28 protein-coding genes and 2 pseudogenes are annotated in these 20,433 nt (G+C 72.5%); 9 read left to right on the top strand and 21 right to left on the bottom strand.

Annotated features, from left to right (window positions below; translation table 11 throughout):
- Positions 1–79 precede the first annotated feature (79 nt).
- From HOP40_RS20280 to merA, 3 genes are all read right to left on the bottom strand, one after another.
- The gene (locus HOP40_RS20280) at positions 80–319 is read right to left on the bottom strand and encodes a hypothetical protein (protein WP_205346838.1); all 240 of its coding nucleotides are present in this window, start codon (positions 317–319) and stop codon (positions 80–82) included.
- A gap of 20 nt (positions 320–339) precedes the next feature.
- Positions 340–990 (bottom strand): organomercurial lyase MerB, encoded by a 651-nt coding sequence (gene merB, locus HOP40_RS20275; RefSeq protein ID WP_240157164.1) that lies wholly within the window; start codon positions 988–990, stop codon positions 340–342.
- A gap of 63 nt (positions 991–1,053) precedes the next feature.
- Positions 1,054–2,442, bottom strand: coding sequence for a mercury(II) reductase (gene merA, locus HOP40_RS20270; RefSeq protein WP_172160925.1), 1,389 nt, complete (start codon positions 2,440–2,442; stop codon positions 1,054–1,056).
- Between the two features lie 195 nt (positions 2,443–2,637).
- Between merA and HOP40_RS20265 the strand changes: the two genes are divergently transcribed.
- The 4 genes from HOP40_RS20265 to HOP40_RS20250 all read left to right on the top strand — a co-directional run bounded on the left by HOP40_RS20265 (position 2,638) and on the right by HOP40_RS20250 (position 4,903).
- A complete protein-coding gene (locus HOP40_RS20265) occupies positions 2,638–3,033 on the top strand; it encodes an ArsR/SmtB family transcription factor (RefSeq protein ID WP_172160923.1) in 396 nt (131 codons plus the stop codon).
- A gap of 49 nt (positions 3,034–3,082) precedes the next feature.
- Positions 3,083–3,358 (top strand): hypothetical protein, encoded by a 276-nt coding sequence (locus HOP40_RS20260; RefSeq protein WP_240157163.1) that lies wholly within the window; start codon positions 3,083–3,085, stop codon positions 3,356–3,358.
- Positions 3,359–3,455: 97 nt separating this feature from the next.
- Complete coding sequence (locus HOP40_RS20255) at positions 3,456–4,013, top strand: TlpA family protein disulfide reductase (protein WP_172160919.1); 558 nt, start codon at positions 3,456–3,458, stop codon at positions 4,011–4,013.
- Positions 4,010–4,903 (top strand): cytochrome c biogenesis CcdA family protein, encoded by an 894-nt coding sequence (locus HOP40_RS20250; RefSeq protein ID WP_172160917.1) that lies wholly within the window; start codon positions 4,010–4,012, stop codon positions 4,901–4,903. Before HOP40_RS20255 ends, HOP40_RS20250 begins: the two co-directional genes overlap by 4 nt.
- 96 nt (positions 4,904–4,999) lie before the next feature.
- Here HOP40_RS20250 and HOP40_RS20245 read toward each other — a convergent pair whose 3' ends face one another.
- From HOP40_RS20245 to HOP40_RS20235, 3 genes are all read right to left on the bottom strand, one after another.
- Positions 5,000–6,124: a prolipoprotein diacylglyceryl transferase family protein gene (locus HOP40_RS20245; protein WP_172160916.1), complete on the bottom strand. Its 1,125-nt coding sequence runs from the start codon at positions 6,122–6,124 to the stop codon at positions 5,000–5,002.
- 377 nt (positions 6,125–6,501) lie between these two features.
- Entirely contained in the window at positions 6,502–6,741 is a 240-nt protein-coding gene (locus HOP40_RS20240) for a hypothetical protein (RefSeq protein ID WP_172160914.1), read from the bottom strand.
- Positions 6,741–6,935, bottom strand: coding sequence for a hypothetical protein (locus tag HOP40_RS20235; protein ID WP_172160912.1), 195 nt, complete (start codon positions 6,933–6,935; stop codon positions 6,741–6,743). The genes HOP40_RS20240 and HOP40_RS20235 overlap by 1 nt, the downstream gene beginning before the upstream one ends.
- A gap of 150 nt (positions 6,936–7,085) precedes the next feature.
- Here HOP40_RS20235 and HOP40_RS20230 point away from each other — a divergent pair, with 150 nt between their 5' ends.
- Entirely contained in the window at positions 7,086–7,271 is a 186-nt protein-coding gene (locus HOP40_RS20230) for a zf-HC2 domain-containing protein (RefSeq protein WP_172160910.1), read from the top strand.
- Positions 7,272–7,362: 91 nt separating this feature from the next.
- Here HOP40_RS20230 and HOP40_RS20225 read toward each other — a convergent pair whose 3' ends face one another.
- The 11 genes and pseudogenes from HOP40_RS20225 to HOP40_RS20185 form a co-directional block, all read right to left on the bottom strand.
- A complete protein-coding gene (locus tag HOP40_RS20225; protein ID WP_172160908.1) occupies positions 7,363–7,716 on the bottom strand; it encodes a hypothetical protein in 354 nt (117 codons plus the stop codon).
- A gap of 44 nt (positions 7,717–7,760) precedes the next feature.
- A pseudogene (locus tag HOP40_RS35515) lies at positions 7,761–8,404 on the bottom strand (sensor histidine kinase).
- Positions 8,347–9,093 (bottom strand): HAMP domain-containing protein, encoded by a 747-nt coding sequence (locus HOP40_RS35975; RefSeq protein WP_240157161.1) that lies wholly within the window; start codon positions 9,091–9,093, stop codon positions 8,347–8,349. Before HOP40_RS35975 ends, HOP40_RS35515 begins: the two are co-directional and overlap by 58 nt.
- 79 nt (positions 9,094–9,172) lie before the next feature.
- Positions 9,173–9,358 carry a winged helix-turn-helix domain-containing protein gene (locus HOP40_RS36815; protein ID WP_420821762.1) on the bottom strand — a complete coding sequence of 62 codons (186 nt, stop codon included), beginning with the start codon at positions 9,356–9,358 and terminating at the stop codon, positions 9,173–9,175.
- A gap of 236 nt (positions 9,359–9,594) precedes the next feature.
- Positions 9,595–9,816, bottom strand: a pseudogene (locus HOP40_RS36810) (response regulator); the annotation flags it as partial.
- 76 nt (positions 9,817–9,892) lie between these two features.
- Positions 9,893–10,750: a cytochrome c biogenesis CcdA family protein gene (locus HOP40_RS20210; protein ID WP_172160906.1), complete on the bottom strand. Its 858-nt coding sequence runs from the start codon at positions 10,748–10,750 to the stop codon at positions 9,893–9,895.
- Complete coding sequence (locus HOP40_RS20205) at positions 10,747–11,373, bottom strand: TlpA family protein disulfide reductase (protein WP_172168670.1); 627 nt, start codon at positions 11,371–11,373, stop codon at positions 10,747–10,749. The genes HOP40_RS20210 and HOP40_RS20205 overlap by 4 nt, the downstream gene beginning before the upstream one ends.
- A 2-nt stretch (positions 11,374–11,375) precedes the next feature.
- Positions 11,376–11,672: a thioredoxin domain-containing protein gene (locus tag HOP40_RS20200; protein ID WP_205346835.1), complete on the bottom strand. Its 297-nt coding sequence runs from the start codon at positions 11,670–11,672 to the stop codon at positions 11,376–11,378.
- Positions 11,673–11,677: 5 nt separating this feature from the next.
- Positions 11,678–12,385 (bottom strand): redoxin domain-containing protein, encoded by a 708-nt coding sequence (locus HOP40_RS20195; protein WP_172160901.1) that lies wholly within the window; start codon positions 12,383–12,385, stop codon positions 11,678–11,680.
- Positions 12,385–13,332 carry a cytochrome c biogenesis CcdA family protein gene (locus HOP40_RS20190; protein WP_172160899.1) on the bottom strand — a complete coding sequence of 316 codons (948 nt, stop codon included), beginning with the start codon at positions 13,330–13,332 and terminating at the stop codon, positions 12,385–12,387. The genes HOP40_RS20195 and HOP40_RS20190 overlap by 1 nt, the downstream gene beginning before the upstream one ends.
- Positions 13,333–13,547: 215 nt before the next feature.
- Complete coding sequence (locus HOP40_RS20185; RefSeq protein WP_240157160.1) at positions 13,548–13,796, bottom strand: SHOCT domain-containing protein; 249 nt, start codon at positions 13,794–13,796, stop codon at positions 13,548–13,550.
- 105 nt (positions 13,797–13,901) lie between these two features.
- Here HOP40_RS20185 and HOP40_RS20180 point away from each other — a divergent pair, with 105 nt between their 5' ends.
- The 4 genes from HOP40_RS20180 to HOP40_RS20165 all read left to right on the top strand — a co-directional run bounded on the left by HOP40_RS20180 (position 13,902) and on the right by HOP40_RS20165 (position 16,676).
- A complete protein-coding gene (locus HOP40_RS20180) occupies positions 13,902–14,303 on the top strand; it encodes a BlaI/MecI/CopY family transcriptional regulator (protein ID WP_338053025.1) in 402 nt (133 codons plus the stop codon).
- A gap of 67 nt (positions 14,304–14,370) precedes the next feature.
- Complete coding sequence (locus HOP40_RS20175) at positions 14,371–15,327, top strand: M56 family metallopeptidase (protein WP_172160895.1); 957 nt, start codon at positions 14,371–14,373, stop codon at positions 15,325–15,327.
- 49 nt (positions 15,328–15,376) lie between these two features.
- Positions 15,377–16,078 carry a TlpA family protein disulfide reductase gene (locus tag HOP40_RS20170; RefSeq protein WP_240157158.1) on the top strand — a complete coding sequence of 234 codons (702 nt, stop codon included), beginning with the start codon at positions 15,377–15,379 and terminating at the stop codon, positions 16,076–16,078.
- Positions 16,079–16,256: 178 nt separating this feature from the next.
- The gene (locus HOP40_RS20165) at positions 16,257–16,676 is read left to right on the top strand and encodes a hypothetical protein (RefSeq protein WP_172160893.1); all 420 of its coding nucleotides are present in this window, start codon (positions 16,257–16,259) and stop codon (positions 16,674–16,676) included.
- Positions 16,677–16,699: 23 nt separating this feature from the next.
- Here the strand turns inward: HOP40_RS20165 and HOP40_RS20160 are convergent, their stop codons facing one another.
- Genes HOP40_RS20160 through HOP40_RS20145 form a run of 4 tightly spaced genes read right to left on the bottom strand, consistent with a single transcriptional unit; the run spans position 16,700 to position 20,347 of the window.
- Positions 16,700–17,128 (bottom strand): Rieske (2Fe-2S) protein, encoded by a 429-nt coding sequence (locus tag HOP40_RS20160; protein WP_172160891.1) that lies wholly within the window; start codon positions 17,126–17,128, stop codon positions 16,700–16,702.
- Positions 17,125–18,414 (bottom strand): ZIP family metal transporter, encoded by a 1,290-nt coding sequence (locus tag HOP40_RS20155; RefSeq protein ID WP_205346834.1) that lies wholly within the window; start codon positions 18,412–18,414, stop codon positions 17,125–17,127. The genes HOP40_RS20160 and HOP40_RS20155 overlap by 4 nt, the downstream gene beginning before the upstream one ends.
- Positions 18,411–19,445, bottom strand: coding sequence for a multicopper oxidase domain-containing protein (locus tag HOP40_RS20150; protein WP_205346833.1), 1,035 nt, complete (start codon positions 19,443–19,445; stop codon positions 18,411–18,413). Before HOP40_RS20150 ends, HOP40_RS20155 begins: the two co-directional genes overlap by 4 nt.
- On the bottom strand, positions 19,442–20,347 hold the full coding sequence (locus HOP40_RS20145) for a metal-dependent transcriptional regulator (protein ID WP_172168640.1): 906 nt from the start codon (positions 20,345–20,347) through the stop codon (positions 19,442–19,444). The genes HOP40_RS20150 and HOP40_RS20145 overlap by 4 nt, the downstream gene beginning before the upstream one ends.
- Positions 20,348–20,433: the final 86 nt, after the last annotated feature.

The raw sequence follows: 20,433 nt of genomic DNA, 5'->3' as shown, positions 1-20,433 counted from the left end.
TCGTCGCGGGTGGAGCCGCGCAGCTCCAGGAAGGAGCACAGGTTACGCACCTGCGGGGCCGCGGTCGAGCCGGTCGCGGTCACCGCGGGGTTGGCAGACGGGCCCCGTCGGGTGGAGGGGCTCGACACGGGGTCAACTTCTCGGCGGCGATCCGGTCGGGTGGTCCCGGGCGGGCGGTGTCCTCCCGGGCTCGGTCGACCTCGGATTCGAGTTCGTAGAGTTTCGTACTGACCGGTTCCATGGCCTTGGTGCCCAGGTAGCCAGCCAGCGTGGCCACGGCGAGGTCCTCGCCGACCGCGGCGGGGGTGTAGGCGGACACGGTTCTCCTGTTCCGTCGGGTCAGCAGCAGCCGGGTCGGCCGGCGACCAGGTCGTGGGCCAGGCGCCGACCCAGGTCGAAGGCGTCGGCGACGCTCAGCACGGTGCCGCCGGGGTGCTCGACGAGCCAGTCCTGGGCGGCGGCGGGGGTGGCGAAGAAGTGCACCTGGTCGCAGAACGACGCCCGCACACTCGACCCGCCGTCGGGGACCAGGACCGACACCACCGCGGTCGCCGGGTCGAGCGCGGTGACCCCGGCGGCGGGATCGACCGACAGGGTTACCGGCTCACCGTTGCCCGGGGTGGGCGAGACGACGTGTGCGGGCCGGTCCAGGACGGTGGGGAAGATCAGGGTGTCCAGCGCGCACCACGTGTAGAGCACCTGGCCGTCCACGGTGAACCGGTGCGGGGTCTCGCGCAGCGTGATCCCGTGCCCGAGCACCGCGCCGGTCTCGTCGTACTCGGTGTCCGACAACCCGCCCAGCCCGTCACGCACCTCGGTGGCGCTGCGGCCGGTCACGCGGGTGAGGTCCTCGACGGTGACCGGGCGGCCGCGGGCGAGCTCGCGCAGCAGCGCCGGCCACAGCCAGCCCATCGCGTCGCCACCTGCCCCGGGGGTGGAGCTGATGGTCTCGCCGAGCCTGGTGGCGAGGTGGTCGGCGTCGATGCTCACGACAGCAACGTCCCTTCTTGGAGATCGAGCAAGCGGTGGGCTGCGGGTTCAGGCGCTGTGGGTTCAGGCGCAGCAGGAGGTGGGCATCTCGTTGCGGAACAACCCGGCCGCGATGCGCAGGCTCTCGGCCATCGTCAGATACGGCGCCCAGGTGTCGGCGATCTCGTCGACGGTCATGCCCGCCTTGATCGCGTAGGTGGCGGCGAGCATGATCTCCCCGGCCGCGTCGGCCGCGGCGTGCACCCCGAGCAACCTGCCGGTGTCGGCGTCGGCGACCAGCTTGACCACGCCGCGGGTGTCGCGGTTGGCCAGCGCGCGGGGCACATCGGACAGGCCCAGCACCCGGCACTCGCAGCGATACCCGGCGGCCAGCGCCTGGGCCTCGGTGAGCCCGGCCGTGCCGAGCTGCGGGCGGGTGAACACCACCCCGGGCATCCCGGTGTAGTCGACCGTCGCCGGGCGGGCGCCGGCGGCGCCGGTGGCGTTGAGCGCGGCCACCCGCCCGGTCGCGGCGGCGACGTAGACGTACTGCGGGGCCCCGGACACGTCACCGGCGGCGTAGATCCGCGGGTTGGAAGTGGCCTGCTGGGCGTCGACCACGACGAAGCCGTGGTCGTCGGTCTTCACCCCGGCCGCGTCCAGGTCCAGCGCGGCGGTGCGCGGGGTGCGCCCGGTCGCCACCAGCAACCGGGCGCCGCTCGCCCGCCGTCCGCTGCGGGTGACCACGTCGACCTGGCCGTTCACGGTCTCGACCGCGACGCCGCGGTCCTCGATCACGGTGATCCCGTCGTCGGCGAACACGGCGCGCAGCGCGCCGGCGACCTCCGGCTCGGCGGCCGGGGCGAGGCGCCCGATCAGGGTGACCCGGGCGCCGAGATGGGCGAACAGCTGCGCCTGTTCCATCCCGACGTAGCCGCCGCCGATCACTACTAACGACTCGGGCACCTCGGTCTGCTCCATGGCGGTAGTCGAGGTCAACCAGTCGATCTCGTCGAGGCCGGGCAGGTCCGGGCGGGCGGGCTCCGCGCCGGTCGCGATCAGGTACGCATGCGCGGGCAGCGGTGCCCCGTCGACCTCGAGGGTGTCGGGGCCGGTGAACCGGGCACGCCCGGGCCGGACCTCGAACCCGTGCGCGTCGGCGACGGCCGCGTACTTACCCTGGCGCAGCCGTCCGACCAGCTCGTCCTTCTGCTCGACGAGCGCGGCCAGGTCCACCGGGCCGGCCGAGGTCGGGGCACCGGGGAACGAATTGTTCAGCGCAGCGTGGCGGGCCCCGGCCGCGGCCAGCAGCGTCTTGGACGGCACGCAGCCGACGTTGACGCAGGTCCCGCCCAGCGTGGCCTGCTCGATGAGCACGACGGTCTTCCCGGCCTGGCGCGCGGCGATGGCCGCGGCCATCGCCGCGCCACCGGAACCGATCACGGCCAGGTCGAGCAGTGGGGTGTCGTTCACGTGGGACCTCCTGCAGTTCGTGCGGTGGAGCCCATGCGGTGGAGCCCAGGCGGTCGGCGGACGGGGGGTCGCGGTGGTCGGCGGGCTGCTGTCGAGGCGGGTACCCGACCCCGAACCATCCAATCCGTTTTGCCGAATGTATGTTAGCGTCCTGACATTCGTCAAAGCGGATGCATCGACGTGGAGGACCGACACATGACTGGTAGATCGGGCACGACCGCCCGGCCGGGCACCACGACAGCTGCGGAGTCGCCGTTGCTCGGAGAGGGCGGCGAACAGGTGCAGATGGTCGCGAAGTTCTTCCGCGCGCTGGGCGACCCGACCCGGCTGCGACTGCTGGAGTTCCTGCTCGCGGGCGAGCACACCGTCAGCGAGTGCGTCACCCACGTCGGACTGTCCCAGGGCCGAGTGTCGGTCCATCTGGCGTGCCTGGCCGACTGCGGCTACGTCGCGGCGCGGCGCGACGGCCGCTACTCCCACTACCGGGTGGTGGACCCGCGGGTGGCCGACCTGGTCGTGCTGGCCCGGTCCCTGGCCGCGGACAACTGCGTCGCGCTGGCCGCCTGCGAGCGCATCACACCCCGCCCCTGACCGGAAAGGAAACCTCCCCACCATGTCCACTGATCCCACCCGACACTCGATGCGGGATTCCCTCGGTATCGCCGCGCTCGGCGGGCTGGCGGTGCTGTGCTGCGCCGGACCCGCGCTGCTCGCCGCCGGCGCGCTCGGCATGCTCGGGTCCTGGCTGCTCAACCCCTGGCTGATCGGGGCCGCAATGCTGCTCGCCCTCGGTGCCGTGGGCCTGCGGTTACGCCACCGCGCCGCCGCCTCGGGTGGTGCCGACGGTGAGCTCTGCTGCCCGCCCGCACCCGACGCCGGCCAGTCGCCCCCCGCGCCCGCCGCCCGCACACGCTGAGACCAGCACGCCAGCACACCGGACGTGCCTCCCGTGCCCGCCCGGCCGCTGAACCGTGCCGAAACCCTCCCTATCACCGACCATCAGGAGCATTCAGGTGTCTGAGTCCACCACCCGTCCGCGATCCCCCCGGCCCCCGAAGCGGCGCTGGCCGCTACTGGCCGGGATCGGCCTCGCGGTGATCGCGGTGCTCGCCGTGGCCTACACCGCGCTCTCCCCCGCAACGAACCCGACCGCGACCGCAGGCTCGAGCACCGGGGTGGAGTTCACCGCCACCACGCTGTCCGGGCAGCAGGTCGAGATGCCCGGCGGGAAGCCCAGCGTCGTGTACTTCTTCACCGTCAACTGCGGCACCTGCGGACCTGACGCCCAGGCCCTCGCCCAGCTCCAGCAGACCACCCCGGGCGCGAACTTCGCCGCCGTCGACCTCGACCCCAACGAGACCGTCGAGGACATCCGCGGCTTCCTGGACACCAACCAGGCCACCGACCTGCCCTACGCCATCGACACCGACAGCAGGCTGCTCAGCGGCTACCAGATCACCCAGATCGGCGTCGCCGTCGTGCTCGACGCCACCGGCAACGAGGTCTTCCGCGGCTACAAGCCCACCACGGAGCAGATCGAGACCGCGCTCACCGAGGCCGGCGCCCGGTGACCGGGCTGCTCGTGCTGGCCTTCGGCGCCGGGCTGCTCGCCCCGGTCAACCCCTGCGGGTTCGGGCTGCTCCCCGCCGTCCTGACCGCCACCACCGGCAACACCCGGGGAACCGGGCTGGTCGAGCGGCTGACCGGTGGGCTCCGCGCCGGCCTGGCCCTGACCGCCGGGTTCACCGCCACCTTCACCGTCATCGGGCTGCTACTCACCGTCGGGGTCCGCTCGGTCATCACCGTGGTCCCCTGGCTGGCCGCCGCGCTCGGTGGCGTGCTCGCCCTGGTCGGGATCGCGATGCTCGCCGGCTGGCACCCCACCCTCCGGATCGGCGCCCGCCAACCCGACACCCAACAGGCGACCAGCACCCGCGGGCTCATCGGGTTCGGCGCCGGCTACGCGATCGCGTCGGCCTCCTGCACCCTCGCGGTGCTGCTCGCGGTGGTCACCCAGGCCGCCGCGACCACCTGGATCGGGGTGCTCGCCGTGTTCGCCGCCTACGCCGCCGGGTCCGCCCTGCTGTTGATCACCCTCGCCCTGCTCGCCGCCGCGACCAGCACCGCCCTCGCCCGCACCATGCGCAGGGTCGCCCCCTACGCCGGGCGTATCGCCGGCGCGCTGCTCGCACTGTCCGGTGGCTACCTCCTCTACTACTGGCTGCCCCCGCTGCTGGGCGCCGACCGGCCCTCCGACGGTGGCGTCGCCGCGCTCTCCGCGCAGGTCGCCACCTGGATCAGCACCAACCTGGCCGCCGTCGCGCTCACCGCCCTCGCTCTTGCCCTGGCCACCGCCGTCGCGGTCCTGCTCACCCGCCGCCGACCCGCCGATACCGCCGGTCTCGATTGCTGCCCGCCCGCTCCCACCGCCTCCGCCGAGTGTGACCGAGCAGTGCCATGATCAGCAGGATCATGAGCAGACCAGCGACTCGCTCCTCCCTCGGGTCTGCCGGGTCTCGATATCTTCGAGGTCGGCCTGTCCTGGTGCGACGGCGAGCTATGGGGTGAGTACGGGAGCCAACACCGCGGCGACGACGACTAGGCCGGCCGCTGCGAGTGTGAGCAGTCGCCCGGCCGAGGTCCGGCGAGGCTCCCGCCGCAGCGGGAAGAGCAGCTGACGCCCGACCGTGTAGGCGGTGACGGCCCCGACGAACAGCGCGCCGGGTAGCGGGAGCGGCCCTGCGAGGAACAGCGCCAGGGTCCCGGTCCCGATCGCGAGCGCCATCACGGCCTCCAGGAGCTGGACCGGGATCCTGCGCACGCCGATGCGGCGGTCCGATGACCAGAGGCCCCACCGCGACGAGGTGGGCCGCCCGACGCAGCAGCCACCCAGGAAGCATCCGGGACGGCCGATCGCCATCGCGAGGAACACCCCGGGGGCGGTGGCGTCGAGAAGCAGCCCGACCGGCGCCCCGGTCACCAGGGAGCCGACCGCGAGGGTCCCGAAGCCGCCGAGGAGGAACCCCTGGATGCACGTGCCGGCGGGAATGAACTTCCGCAGGCTCTGCCGGTGCAGCGCCAGGTACCAGAGCTTGGCCGCCAGGTAGCCGACCGCGACCGCGACCACCGAGACGGTCATCGCCCCGGCCCACGCGCCCACCGACTGCTGCAACAGCAGTGCCTGGGTCACCAGGGCGACGAGCACGCCGAGCAGGACCAGCGCCGGCCACGCCGTCTCGCGCACGCCCGGGCCGTGCAGCAACGGCGCCGGCCGGGTCCGGGTCGTCACCCGCCGCACCGGCGGCCCCGGCCGGCTGTCGGTCGCACCGGTGACTCCCGCGACGGGGGCGGCGACGACCTGCCACTGCCCCGCGTTGACGCCCACCACCTTGGTGGTGATCGAGACTCGTCCGCTGTCCGGCGGGAGCCCTTCCACCTGCTCGGTGCGGTCGAATCGGTCGCGCGGGTCCTGGCCGGTGGCCCCGACCCGCTGGCCGACGAAGCGGATGGTCACCGGTTCGGACGTGGTGCGGACGTGCTCGTGGGGCTCCAGCCAGTAGGTGGCGGTGAGCCCGACCTGGTCGCCCCCGAGGTCGTCCGCGAGCTTCTCCGCGCACCCGCCCGCCGTGACAGCTTCCGCCGTCGGGACCGCGCCCTGCCGCGCCACCGGCGCGGCGGTCACCGTCTGACCCTGGACGCCGGCCGCGCTCGGTTCGGCCCGGGTGGAGCTGGTGTCGCCGGAGGCCTGCGCACCCGCCTCGTGGGACAGCCCTGCGGGTCGCGGGCGGCGCTGTGGTGTTCGGGGCGCCGGGGTGAGGACCAGACCCGAGCGAGCGGCCAAGGCGGACGTCAGCTGCTCCAACCCCATCGAACCCTGGTCCACAGGTCTTCCTGGCGCTGTACCGCCGGTTGTCGGTTGCTTCTTGGTCGATCTCGTCCGTGACTTGGCCACTGGGCGTCATTCCCTGCTGGTCGGTGTGGGGTCGGGGCCGCGCCGTTCACCCAGCGCGCGGGTCGTCGCCCCGTGGCCGGGTCACGCGGCCGGTATCGCGCCCGGATTCAGGCGCCGGTGGCCGGCGGCGTGGGGTGGCTGCGCGAGATGCGGCCGCCGTCGAGTGCGTCCTGGGCGCGCAGCATCCGCAGTTCCTCCCGCAGTTCCGCGATCTGTCGATCAGTGACCGGATCGGCGCCGGTGGTCCCGCTCGCCGCGCAGCGCCGGCGCAATGCCGGCCGGACGCAGAAGAAGTAGGTGGCCGCGATCGCGGCCACTGCGACGAACGCGGCGATCCAGGTCGACATCACAGCCCACCCTTCGCACGCTGGGCGGCACGTTCGGCCTTGAGCAGGTCGATCTCGGAGCGCAGCTCGGCGACCTGGTCCGGGCCCTTCGGGGCACCGCTCCCGGTGCGCTGGCCGCGCATCATCATCCACATCATCGCGCCCATTCCGACCGGGCAGGCGAGCAAGGCCAGGCCGTACAGCAGTGACTCCATCAACGTCTCCTCGTGGACTCGACAAGGGCGCACCCCCGTCACCTACTATCTCCGTACCGACACAGTAGATGATTGATTCGTCGATCGCCACGTCCGTTGATGTGCTTGTCGACGCGGGCTCGGCGTGCCGGCGCGCAGAGGAGGGAACGCATGGTCAGGAGGTGCTCCCATGCCGTCGACATCGCGGTGTACCTGCTCGGTGGCCTGCCCGATGCGGAGGTCGAGGCATTCGCCCGACATCTCGACGGCTGCCCCGCGTGCCGGGTGGAGATCGAGGAGTTGGCACCGGTCGCGCGGCTGCTCATCGCGTCCCGCTCCCGCCTCGGCGGTCCCTGAGCCTTCAGTTGCGGTCGTGTTCGACCGGTGCGCGTCTGCGGTCGGTGGCACGCCAGCCTGTAGCGCCACCGACCGCCCATGGGAGGAGATGTCAGCCGGTGGGCATCTCCTCGTGGTGCTCGCCCGTCTCGCCCATCTGGTCCATGCCGGCCATGTGCCCGAACATCATCGACTCCATCGCGGGACGCATCTCCTCGTGCATGCGGGTGGCGGCGTCACGCTGCTCGGCAGGCAGGTCCTGGACCATCTGCCGCATCATCTCGTCCGTGCCGGCCGCATCGATGTGCGCTGGATCGGCTGCGTCGTCCGGGGTGGCCTGGGTGACCGCTCCTGACGGTGCCGCGGCCGACGGCGTGGCGAAGGCGACGCCGGCGCCGGCTGCGCCGAGCACCGTCACCAGCACTGCACCGGTGATCGCCATTGCGACCTTGTTCGTGATCGTCATCGTGGTCTCCTTGTTCGTGGTCGTCGAAGTGGACGATTTCGACGCTAGGCAGGGGTTGTGAAGATCCGATGAGGGCGCCGCGGTTCGGCGATGTGGTTCACCGGGAGCCGGACGAGGAACCGGCTGCCGCGGCCGGGACGGCTGTCCACGGTGATGTCGCCGTCGTGGGCGCGGACGAGCTCCACTGCCACGGCCAGCCCGATACCCGAGCCCCCGCGGGGGCGGCGGCGCCGCGGAAGAACCGGTCGAACACCCGCGGCATCTCGTCGTCGGGGATGCCGGGGCCGGTGTCGGCGACCGCGATCTCCGCGCCGTCGGGGCCGCGGGCGAGCGTGACGGTGATCGTGCCCCCGGGCGGGGTCCAGATGGCGGCGTTGGTCAGCAGGTTGGTGACGACCTGGCTGATCCGGACGGGATCGGCGTACACGTCGACCTCGTCGAGCCGGCGGACGAGTTCGAGTTCGAGCTCAGTGAAGTGACCGGCCAGCCCGTCGAGGGCGGCGGTGACCAGGGGCCGCAGCGCCACCTCGCGACGTCGCAGGCCGAACCCGGCCGCGCCGGCGTCGGCGAGGGTCTCCAGGTCCGCGACGAGGCGGCCCATCCGCAGCGCTTCCTCGTGCAGCGAGTCAATCAGCCCCCGGTCCGGATGGGTGATGCCGTCCTGCACCGCTTCGAGCTGGCCCTGCAGGATCGCCAGCGGGGTCCGGAGCTCGTGGGCGATGTCGGCGGCGAACCTCTGCCGTAGCTCGTCCTCGCGGTCCACCGCGTCGGCCATGGCGTTGAACGACCGCGCCAGCTGCCGATCTCGTCGTCGGACGACACGCGTGCGCGGCGGTCCCGGTTGCCCGCGGCCAGGTCGTCGGTGGCCTCGGTCAGTTCGGCCAGCGGCCGGGTGGTGCGCCGGGCGACCAGCAGCCCGAGGAGCAGGGCCGCCGCGGCGGCGCCCGCCGCGGCGAGCAGGAGCAGCTGGTTCACCGCGTCGCGGAACTCGAGGTCCGCGGTCGGGGAAACGGCCTGCGGGACCTGCACCGTCGCCGTCCCGACCGGGCGCCCCTCGACGACCACCGGCACGGTGACGGCTGGGCCGAGGTCGGGGACGCCCATCATCTCGCGGTGCATCGCGGTGGTCGCGGGGTAGACGCCGGACTCGGCGAGCGACCAGACGAACCGCCCGTCGGCTCCCTGCACCGTCACGGTCGAGCCGGACATCACCAGGCCCGCCCCCAACCGGTCCAGCGAGTCGGCGCGCCAAGCACCCGCGGTCCGGTAATCCGCGGTTAGCGACGCGACGACCTGCTCGACGCGGGCCTGCTGCTGGGTGTCGAGGTAGCCCTCGAACCGGGCGCCGAAGGCCGCGTTGACCACGATCGCGGTCAACGCGGCCGCACCCACGGCGGTCGCGATGACCGTCAGGGCGAGCCGGCGCGCGACCCCGCGGCGCCTCCACCGAGCTGGTCTAGTCATCGTGGGTGACTCCGAGCTTGTAGCCGACACCGGTCATGGTGAGCACCAGCCGCCCCGCGGCCGGCGGGTCGTCGAGCTTGCGGCGCAGGTTCTTGACGTGGGCGTCGATGGCGCGCTCCTCGGCGCCGCCGTCCCGCTCCCCGCGGATCCGGTTCGCCAGCTCCCGGCGCGACCACACCCGTCCCGGCCGGCCGCGAGCGGGCTCAGCAGGTCGAACTCCGATCGGGTCATGGCGACGGGGTGACCGTCGACGCACACCTCGCGACGCTGCTCGTCGATCCGCAGGACGCCCTCGCCGAAAGAGCGCGCCCCAGCGTCGGGGCTGCCGGGGGCGCTCCGGCGCAGCACCGCGGCCACCCGGGCGACGAGCTCGCCGGGGCTGAACGGCTTGCTCACGTCGTCGTCGGCGCCCAGGCGCAGTCCGGCGATCCGGTCGGCCTCCCCAGCTCGCGCGGTGAGGATGATGATCGGCATCTCGAGGTTCTCCCGGACCTGGCGAGCGACATCCAGAGCGGCCCGGTCGGGCAGGCCCAGGTCGAGGATCATCAGGTCGGCGCCGACGGCCAGCTCCAGGGCCTCGGCGGCGGAGGCGGCCGACAGCACCGTGTGCCCGTCGCGCTCCAGGTAGGAACCCACGAGTCGCCGGATCTTCGGTTCGTCGTCCACCACCAGGACCACCGCCACAGTTCAGCTTCCACTTCGGTCGGAGGGACTAGAGAGGGACGGTGAAGCCGCCGACGGGGACGCGCAGCCACGCGATGAAGATCCCCCACAGGCCGGTGACGAGCAGCACCCCGACGAGCACGAGCATCGCGCCGCCGGCCAGCTGGATGGCGCGGGTGTGGCGGCGCAGCCAGCTCGTGGTGCGTACCGCCCACCCGGCGCCCAGCGCGAGGAACACGAAAGGCAGGCCGAGTCCCAGGCTGTAGGCCAGCACCAGGATCAGCCCGCGCACGGTGCTCGGGCCGACCTGGGTGCCGGCGGCGAGGGCGAGCACCCCGGTCAGCGTCGGGCCCAGGCACGGGGTCCAGCCCAGGCCGAACACCGCGCCGAGGACCGGCGCCCCCCACAGCCCGCGGCGTGGGCGGTGGTGCAGACGCATCTCGCGTTGCATCACCGGGACCAGCCCGAGGAACACCAGCCCCATCGCGATGGTCACCACACCGCCGATGCGCTGCAGCACCTGCTCGTTGAGCAACAGCAGATCCGACAGGCCGAGCACGCCCATGATCGCGGCGGTGAACACCACGGTGAACCCGGCGACGAACAACAACGACGCCAGGACCAACCGCGCACGACCCGCACCGGGCGCCAAGGCCTGCGTCGTCACAGCCGGCTCACCCCCGGCTCCCGGCTCGGCTCCACCGCTGACGTCATCGGTCCCCGCAGTAGGCGGTGTCCGCGAGGGTGGCGGGGTCGAGGTGCCGGCGAGGCCGGCGAGATAGGCGAGGTAGCCGGGCACCAGTGGGATGCAGCACGGGGAGGCGAAGGACACCGCGCCGGCGACGAGCGCGAGGACGGCGGCGAGCAGCAGGGGCCCGGAGATGGCCAGCTCGGTCAGGCCGTTCACGACCCCACCTTGGGTTGTGCGGTGGCGCCGGTTTGCTCGGCCGCGACGCGCAGCACGACCGGCAGCAGCTCGCCGACGCGGACGGCGGTGAGGAACACCGCGGCCACCCGGTGCTCGCGGTCGAGCACGATCGTGGACGGGACGGTGTTGCGGGGGAAACCGCGCAGGGCCGCCAGGGACCGGCCGGGGTTGTCGAAGATCGACGGGTAGCTGAGCCCGCGGTCGCGCATGAAGTCGGCCGCGGCGTCGCGGTCGTCGCGCACGTCGATGCCCAGCACGGTGACCCCTGTCCCGCGGGTGATCTCGTGGACCTGCTGCAGGCCGGGTGCCTCCTCCCGGCACGGGCCGCACCAGGAGCCCCACACGTTGAGCACCACCACCTGCTCGGGGAAGTCCTCGAGCCCGACCGTGCGGGCCGGCCCGAGCAGGCTCTCCCCGGACAGACCACGCACCGTGCCGCGGCTCTGCGGTGGGTCGTAGAAGATCCGGGTCTGCCCGCCGGGGGTGACGAAGGTGAAGGTCCCGCCTGCGGCGACCGCGTCGGTACCGACGCCGCACCCGCCCAGCAGCAGCGCGAGCAGCGCGGCCACGACGGGCGTCCGGCGCCGACCGGACACCGCCATAGTCACCGGTGGATGTCCTCGCCGATACCGCGCGCGACGGACGGACGCGCATCGCGGCCGGCCAGGTGGCGGCGCAGCCGCCGCTCGGACAGCCGCCCGTAGCCGAACATCTCACCGTCGACCAGCACACCGGGCGCGAACACGACGCCGTGGCGCGCGGCCAGCGCCCGGCCGTCAGCGGTGTCCAGGCCGACGTGGCGGACGGCCATCGGATGGTCCTGCGCGACCCGGGCCAGTACCGCGACAGCGATCTCGCAGTACCGGCAGTCGGCCTGGGTGAGCAGGGTGACCTCGATCATCGCCGTCATCCGGCCTGACGGGTGGCGCGCAGGTCGTCGAGCAGCTGGCTGCCGGGGACGTACATGGTGTAGTTGGGTGGGCCGCCGTAGTCGGCGCGCCACTGGATCACCCCGTCCGGCCCGACCAGGACGAAGGTGTGCCCGTTGCGGGAGTTGCCCATCATGCCGAAGCGGTTGGCCTCCCACTGGGCGGAGACGGCGAGGTCGGTGTCGGCCAGCGCCGGGGCCGCCAATCCGTCGTCGCGCATCTTCTGCGCGATCAGGTCCTGCGGACCGCTGGTGATCGTCAGCAGCTGGTCGATCCCGACCGAGGCCAGCAGGCCCGGGTCGGACTCCAGGTCGCGGATCTGGTCCCAGCAGGGTTGGCAGCCCAGGCCCTCGTGGAAGTACAGCAGCACGGTCTCGCCGCGGTAGTCACTCAGCCGCACATTCGGGGCCGGCCCGCCGCCGGCCGGGACGGTCACGTCGGGCAGCACGAAGTCCGGTGCGGTCGCACCGATCCCCGGGTCACCGACGTCGTAGCGGGCGGACGCCACGGCATCACCAGTGGTGCTCGAGGTGTAGACGGCGAACAGCGCGACCAGGGCCAGCACGACCGACCCGGCGACGACGAACGGGGTGCGCGAGCGCTGCGAGCGGCGCGCGCTGCCGACGACCGAGCGGCGAGCGCTGGCGGCCTCGGCGCGGCTGCCACTCGTTTGGTTGCGACTCATCAGGACTCCTTCGCGTTCATGGTGTCCACCGCGATCGGCGGCGTCACGGGGGCAGGGAGATCGTGCGGACCGGCGTCCGAAAGGTCGGCCCGGCGGGTGGCCCGGGTGCGGAGCCCGCGACGCAGGGCCACCGCGAAGCCGGCGACGAGCACGACGGCGAACACCCAGCCGGGCACCCAGTCCAGGGCCTGCGCCGTGCCGGTGGCGGTGTGCTGCAGCCAGGCGCTGACCCGGACCTGCCAGCCGTCGGTCGCCATTCCCGGACCGGCGAACGCCAGCACCCAGGCCAGCACACCCATCCCGATCATCAGCAGCCCGCTCAGCAGGACACCCAGCGGCATCCGCCGCCGCAGCCGCCCGAGCCGGAGCTCGACCGTGCGGGCGGTGAGCAGCCGGGTCGCGCGGTCGGAGTGCTTGTCCCACAGCAACCCGGCGACGGCCAGCGGGGCGACCATCCCGGCCACGTAGGCCAGTCCGATGCCCAGCGCGGCCGGGAACGACGCGGACGCGCCCGACAGCACCGCGATCCCGATCAGGACCGGGGCGCAGCAGGCGCTGGCGATCCCGGAGAAGGCGCCGAGCAGGTAGGCCGACCCGAAGCCGCCACCGGCGGCCCCGCGGCCACCGGGCATCGGCAGCCTCGGCATCCACCCCGTCAGCACCGCCGCACCGGCGAGCACCATCACCGCACCGCCGACGAGATAGATCGTGGCGTGCTGCTCGATGAACAGCCGGCTCAGTACCGCGGCGCCCAGCCCGATCGGCAGGATCACGGTGGCGACCCCGGCGCCGAACACCAGGGTGGCCACCAGCACGCCACCCCGGTGCCGGAACCCCGTCGCCAGGTAGGCCGGCAACATCACCGACACGCAGCACGGCGCCAGCAGCGCCACCATCCCGCCCAGGAACGAGACCAACAACGTGGTCCCCACCAGCAGCTCACTCATCGCGGCAGGCCTGCCCTTCGCCCTCGCCCACCGCTATCTACGGTGTCGGTACGGAGATAGTAGCAAGCTACTCGGGACGGACCGGCCAACCCGACGACGGGAGCATGCGACCGCCCACTACCGCCGTCGTTTCCGCAGGTCGACAGGCTTGAGACCGGGCGCGTGCCATCGCGGACGCGGCCCGGTCCACTGTCCGCCTTTTCGCTGGCCCGCGATCAGCGCCAGTGGGTGAGCGCGGAAAGCCGGCTCTCGTACTCCTGTTCGTCGATCTCGCCCGCGGCGAAGCGCTCACGGAGCCTGCGCAGGGCGGCGTCCTCGTCGTCGCGACCCGCGACCTTCGTGCCGTCGGACTGCCGCCCGCGCAGCCGGCGGTAGATCCACACACTGCCCAGTGTCGCCAGCACCAGCAGAGCGACGACGGTGAGGACCACGAGCAGCATCCAGATCCCCATTCCTGCCGTCATCCCGTCCATCATGAGAATCCGCCCTTCGTCGAGTCCTGGACCTACGACCTCCGTACCTAGACAGTATCTCCGGTATGGTGAGTACGCAGGGTCGGCGAGAGCCGCATGGCGGACGGTGGGGGGCAGATGGGCAGCCGAGTACGGGTCTTCGGAGATCTGGAGACACTGGTCATGGACCGGATGTGGGCCGCGGGCGGCTCGGGCACGGTGCGCGAGGTACTCGAGACGTTGCAGCAGGACCGCACCATCGCCTACACCACTGTGCTGTCGACGATGGACAACCTGCACCGCAAGGGGCACCTGACCAGGGAGCGCGAGGGCAAGGCGTACCGATACCGGACCGCGCTCACCCACGCCGAGCACACCGCCGGACTGATGCGCCACGCATTGACTGCCGGGCCGGACTCCGGGGCGGTCCTGGCCCACTTCGTGGGCGAGATGAGCGAGGACGAACTGGACCGGCTGCAGCAGGTGCTGGCGCGCCGTTCGTCCGGACCCGATCGATGATCGCGGGCCGGACGGGCGACGCGGCGTTCCTCACGAGATCTACGCCGAGCGGCGGGCGAGGCACGCCGTGAGCCTCGCCGCCTGCCTGCTGGCCTACAGCATGGTCGTCGCCGTGCTCGGCCCGCCACTGCTGACCCGGGCGACCCGCACCGGTGCGGCGCCCCGCCTCGGGTTGATCGCGTGGTCGGCGGCGATGGGCAGCGTGGTGCTGTCCTGGGCGCTCGCCGCAGTCCTGCTCACGGCGGATCTGATGCGCGGATGGGGTCAGCTCGACCGGCTGCTCGCCGGCTGCTTCGCCACCCTGCGGGCGGCGGCGGTCGGCGGATTAGGCGGGTTCCTGCAGGCCGTCCTCGCGGTGGTGACCGCGACGACGGTCCTGGCCCTGGCCGTGATGGCTGCCCGTGTCGGTGCCGGGGTCCGGCGGGCCCGCGTGCACTCGCGTCGGCACGCCGAGGCCGCCGTACTGGCCGCGCGCGGCGCCGCCCGCGGCCCCGGCGGATCGGTCGTCGTGGAGGTCGCGCAGCGCAGCGTCTACTGCCTCGCGGGCCGACCCTCCACCATCGTCATCACCAGCGGTGCCCTGGCCGCGCTCGCCGACGACCAGCTCGCCGCCGTCCTGGACCACGAGCGAGCGCACCTCGCCGGGCGCCACCACCAGCTCCTGGGTTTGGCCCGTGCGCTGGCCAGGGCCCTCCCCGGGATGCGACTGTTCACCGACGGCGCCGCCGAGCTCGCGCGGCTGGCCGAGATGCGCGCCGACGACGCCGCCGCCCAGCGACACGGTGGCGACACCGTGGTGGGTGCGTTGCTCGCGCTGGCCGCACCGGGTCTCGTGTCCGCGCCGGCGCCCGCGTTGGGGGCCGGCGGGGTCGGGGTGGCCGACCGGGTCGAGCGACTGCTGTTCCCGCCGGCGTCGGCGCGCTTGCGGCTCGCGGTGGTCCTGGGCGGGCTGCTGGTCGGGCCGGTCATCGCCACCGCGTTGGTCGTCACCCAGTCGCCGCTGTGCATCACCGCCCTGAGCTGATCATGTTCGCGGTGAAGGGTTCGAGCCGATACGTCGGACGGGTTTGCTCGTGGTGAGCCGGACCGGCGAGCTGCGCGCGGTCTTGCGCCGGCCCGACCTGCGCTGGACGGTCGTGGTGATGGTGCTCGCCATCGCCGGGGTGGTCGCGCTGTGGCCGTCGGGGACCCCGCGCGAGGGCGCCACGGCGGCGGCCGGGGTCACGCCGCAGGTCCTCGCCGACGGTCCACGGACCGCCCCTGCTCCGGACGACATCGAGCTGGCACCGCGCCGACGGCTGGCCGCCCTGCAGCCGTGCCCCGCGCCATCGCCTGGTGCCCGGCCCGCGGCCGGCCCGCTGGCGGGGATCACCGTGCCGTGCCTGGGCGCACCGGGTTGGGTCGACCTGGCCGCCGCGCTCCGCGGGCAGGAGGCGCTGCTCAACGTATGGGCGTCGTGGTGCGGGCCATGTCGCGAGGAGATCCCGGTCCTAGCGGACTACGCCGACCGGCCGGGGGCGCTGCCGGTGATCGGGATCAACGTCCAGGACCAGCCCGCCGACGCGCTCGACATCCTCATCGCGCTCGACGCCCACTACCCCTCGGTCACCGACCCCGATGCCGCATTGCTCTCGGCGCTGCGCAGCCCGCCCTATCGTCCCATCACCTACGTCCTGCGCGCCGACGGTTCCGTCGAGCTGGTCACGCCGCCGGTGGTGTTCCGAACACCGCAGGAGGTCAGCGAGGCGGTCGATGTGGCGCTGACGGCGCGCTGAGTCGAGTGGCGCCGCTGCCGAGTTCCCGTCCCGGGCGGGCCGGATGTCCGTCACCGACGGGACGTGATCTCGATGATGCTGGGCATCGCGCGCAGGACAACATCGAGGCGGTCTCCAGCCTCCAGCGCGACGAAACCCTGCGTCGGCACTACGGACCGCGGTCGACCACCTCAACGTCGTGTTCCGGAGTACCCGGCCCCCCGACTCGCTGCGCACCGGCGGCACCGCACCCGACCCGATCTTCTCCGGCGGCAGGTTCGGAGCCCGCAAGCGCTCATCACCGCTGGCGGGGACACAACGCCCTCGACGACCTCGACGACGCCCTCGACCGCGGTCTCATGGGAACGGCTGGCAGCCCAGCAACCCCGGCGCGATCCTGTTCGTCGAGAAGATCACCATCCTCAAGGCCCGCGACGAAATCGAGGAGCTCCCCGCCGTCGCTCAAGGCCGGTTCCTCAACCTGCCCTACGCGTTGTGGACCTCGGGTCCACTGAACATCGACGCCGCCGAGCGGGGACGCAGGGCCCTCGAAGGCTGGCGGCCGGCCCCGGTGTCCACCATCGTGCAGGCCCATTTCGACGACCGGTCGCCTGCCTGACCACCGCCTGCCCGCTCTGGGGTTCAGGCGATCCTGATCGACGTCCCGGCAGTGGCGATCTCTTTCGCGGGTAGGGGTCGAGACGCCGGGCCGTTGGTGACGGACCCGTCGGTGATCGCGAACCTGCTGCCGTGGCATGGGCAGTTGATGGTTCCGCCTTCCACCGTCGTGACGAGGCAGCCCAGGTGGGTGCAGGTCGCGGAGAAGGCCATGAACGTTCCCGTCGTGGGTTGGGTCACGACGAGGTCGTACTCGGCGAGGATCATCCCGCCGCCGACGGGGACATCGGAGGTTGATGCGACCGGCGTTCCGGGTGCCGGGGCGGTGGCCTCGGCGCGGCCGGTGGCGCATCCGGCCAGCGCCGCGGCACAGGTCGCACCCATCCCGACCAGGACGGCACGCCGGGTGTGCTCACCTACCGGACCCGCCGTGGGGTCGGGCGTGGCGGTCATGCCGCCGAGAACAGGCTCGTGCCGTACATCAGCAGCACCCCCAACGCGAGCCCCCCGAGGACACGGGCGTCGAACGCGCGGCTGCCATGTTCGCGCAGGCTGGGCAGGATCTGTACGACGACCTGCGCGATGGCGCCGATCCCGAGGCCGAACAGCACCGCGGCCAGGGCTGGGTTGTTCACGGCTCCACCGATCACCGCGCCGAGGATGGCCGGGGCGCCGGCGACCAGCCCGAGCCCGAGCAGCGCGAGCCATGTCGGTCGCCGGTCGGTCAGCGGCGCGACGATCGCGACGCCCTCGGTGACGTTGTTGATGACGAAACCGATGATCAGCGCCGCGCCCAGGGCGAGCTCGCCCACGGCGTAGGCCGAGCCGATCACCAGGCCCTCGGCCATGTTGTGCAGCCCGATCCCGATGGCGATCAGCAGCGCCAGCCGCATCCCGCCCGCCGCGTCGTCGCGGCGGGCGGCCGCGGTGCGGGAGCGCAGCCAGCGGTCCACGCCCATCAGCACCAGGTAGGCGAACGCGGCGCCCAGGATGACCAGCAGGCCGCCCCCGAATACGGCGCCGCCGGCGGCCAGCTCGAATCCCTCGAAGGTGGCGTCGATGGCGAGGTAGACCAGCACGCCGACGCTGAGTGCCAGCAGGATCTTGACCGACCGGCCGCGCGCCTGGCGCAGCACCGGGAGGAACAGCATCCCCAGGAGCACCGGGATGATGCCGATGTAGGTCCCGATCAGGACCATCCGGCCGAAGAAGTCGGCGTCCGCGGGCGGGGTGGTAACCCCGGCCGCGATCTCGTGTTCGATCACCAGCCCGGTCGAGGTCAACATCGACACGACGTAGGGGCTTCCGTCCGACCACGGATAGTCCAGGACCAGCGTGGTGCTGCGGAGCCGCTCCAGAGGTTCGCCGCCGCCGGTGAACCCGACGAAGGCGTCGTTGACGAAGACCTGGCTGACCTGCACCGGGTCCGGGCCGATGTTGCGGACGGTCAGCTCGATGACGCCCGGCGAGAGCACGGTGCGCTCGACGGCCAGCTCCTCGATGGGCGGCCCGGCCCGCTCGGGCAGCGTCCCGGCGCCGAACACGGCCAGCACGCCCAGCACGAGGCCGATCACGGCCGTGACCGCCACACCGAGCACCCAGACCGGCAGCCGCACCGCGCGGTTGCCGGCCGCGTTCCCGACCCCCCGGCCATCGCCGGTGCCGACGGGCTCGCCCGGGCGGGGATCGGCCTCGCCGCGCTCCGGCTGGGCGGTCGTGGACTCAGTGCGTTCGGTCACGGGGTCACCTCGAAGAAGCCCATCCAGCCGAGGTCGGCGAACTCACTCTTGTGGGCGTGGAACATGAACATCCCCTCGGTGGGAAACGTGACCTCGCAGATCCCGCGCTGCCCCTGCGCCTGCACGATGACGTCGGTGAGCTCGGTGGGCGTCAGGCTGGTGCCGGTCGGGTAGTACTGGAAGAAGTTGCCGTGCAGGTGGAAGCTGTTGATCGGGTCGTACTCCAGGATGTTGACCAGGTAGACCCGCACCAGCTCCCCGCGGCGCACCCGCACCGGCTCGTTCATGTAGTGGAACGGGATGCCGTTGACGGCGTAGAGCTGGTTGCCCTCGGCGTCGAACGTGGTGTTGTAGCCGTGCATCACCATGACCATCTCGTCCGCCGGTGGCCGACCCTGTGCGGGGTCGACGATGAAGGTGCCGTACATGCCGCGGGCGATGTGCTCGGCCAGCGGACCCACGTGGCAGTGGAACAGGTGCAGCCCGAACGGTTCGGCGTCGAACTCGTAGACGAACTCCTCGCCCGGGGAGATCACCCCGCGGCCGACCATCGGGACCCCGTCCATGTCGGCCGGGTGGATGCCGTGGAAGTGCAGGGTGTGCGGATGCTCGGAGGCGTTGGTGAAGCGCACCCGCAGCCGGTCACCCTCGGTGCAGCGCAGCGTCGGGCCGGGGATGCGGCCGTTGAGCGTCCAGGCCGGGAAGACGACGCCCGGGGCGACCTCGATCTCCTTGTCGACCGCGGTGATCGACCACTCCCGCAACGTCCGCCCGTCGGGCATCGTCGAGGTCTGACCCATGTCGAAGTCGCGCAGGGTGTCAGTCGGGTTGAACCCGTTCGCCTCGTGGTCCACCGTCGCGCCGTGGGCGAACATCGGGCCGTTGACACCGCCCCCATGCGTCATACCGGACATGTCGGGAACGGGGTCGGGGACGGGTGGTCCGGCGAACGCGTTGCCGGTCAGTGCCACCCCGGCGGCGCCGGTCAGTGCCACCCCGGCGCCGGTCAAGAACCTGCGCCGCGACGTCACGGGGTGGTCCTGTCCGTCGGCGCGGCGAGCGGGCGAACGCTCATCTGCTGGTCTCCTTCTCTGGGCGGAACGCAGCGGTCCAGGGCGTCGGCCAGGACGCGGTCGGATCGGTCGGGGTACGAAGCGCGACGGCCCGCGCCGCGCTGACCCGCCTCGCTGCCGGGCCCCATGGCGTCGTCGGCGGTGGAACCCCGCTGGTCGTGGCCGGTATCGACCACCCCGTGGATCCGGTGGGTGAGGGGCTCTCCGAGCCCGTGGCGGCGGCCGTCCACCGACACCCACAGCGGCCCTCCGAAGGGTGCGCGCTCCTCGACCAGGAGCGTGACGCCGGGCCGGATACCCAGGTCGCCGAGGTAGCGCAACTGCGTGCCGTGGCGTCCGGAGACCCGCTCGACCCGGAAGCGGGATCCCACCGGAGCGGTGGACAGCGGATCGGGCCAGTCCTCGCGGTAGCTGCCGTCCCTGGGTGGGATTGGGGCGCCGTGCGGGTCGTGGCGGGGATCGCCGAGCGCGGAGGCGATCCGGTCGGCGAGCCGATCGCTGAGCGCGTGTTCGAGCAGCTCGGCCTCGGCATGGACCTCGTCCCATGGGACGCCCAGCATGCGGTCGAGAAAGGTCTCCAACAGACGGTGCCGTCGGACGATCGCCTGGGCGTGGCGCGCTCCGTGCTCGGTGAGCTCGAACCTGCGGCCGAGGCGGATCACCAGCCCGGCCGCGGCGAGCCGCGCCATCATCGCCGATACCGACGGTGGCGACACACCGAGCCGTGCCGCCACCCGTGAGGTGGTCACCGGTTCGGCCTCACGTGCTACCGCGTGCAGCGCCTTGAGGTAGTTCTCGACGGAATCGGACAGCGCGAGCACGCAACACCCGGGAACTCGCCCGTCGGAGCTGTCGGCCATCACCTGCAACACGGTAAGGCGCACACGCAGAGATGCCAAGCCCTTCCTACTTCTTGGCTTAGATCTAGCAATTCTAGGTGATCGAG

Origin of the sequence: Pseudonocardia broussonetiae (assembly GCF_013155125.1) — a bacterium.
GTDB classification, from domain to species: domain Bacteria; phylum Actinomycetota; class Actinomycetes; order Mycobacteriales; family Pseudonocardiaceae; genus Pseudonocardia; species Pseudonocardia broussonetiae.
This window is presented reverse-complemented; position numbering and strand designations above follow the sequence as displayed.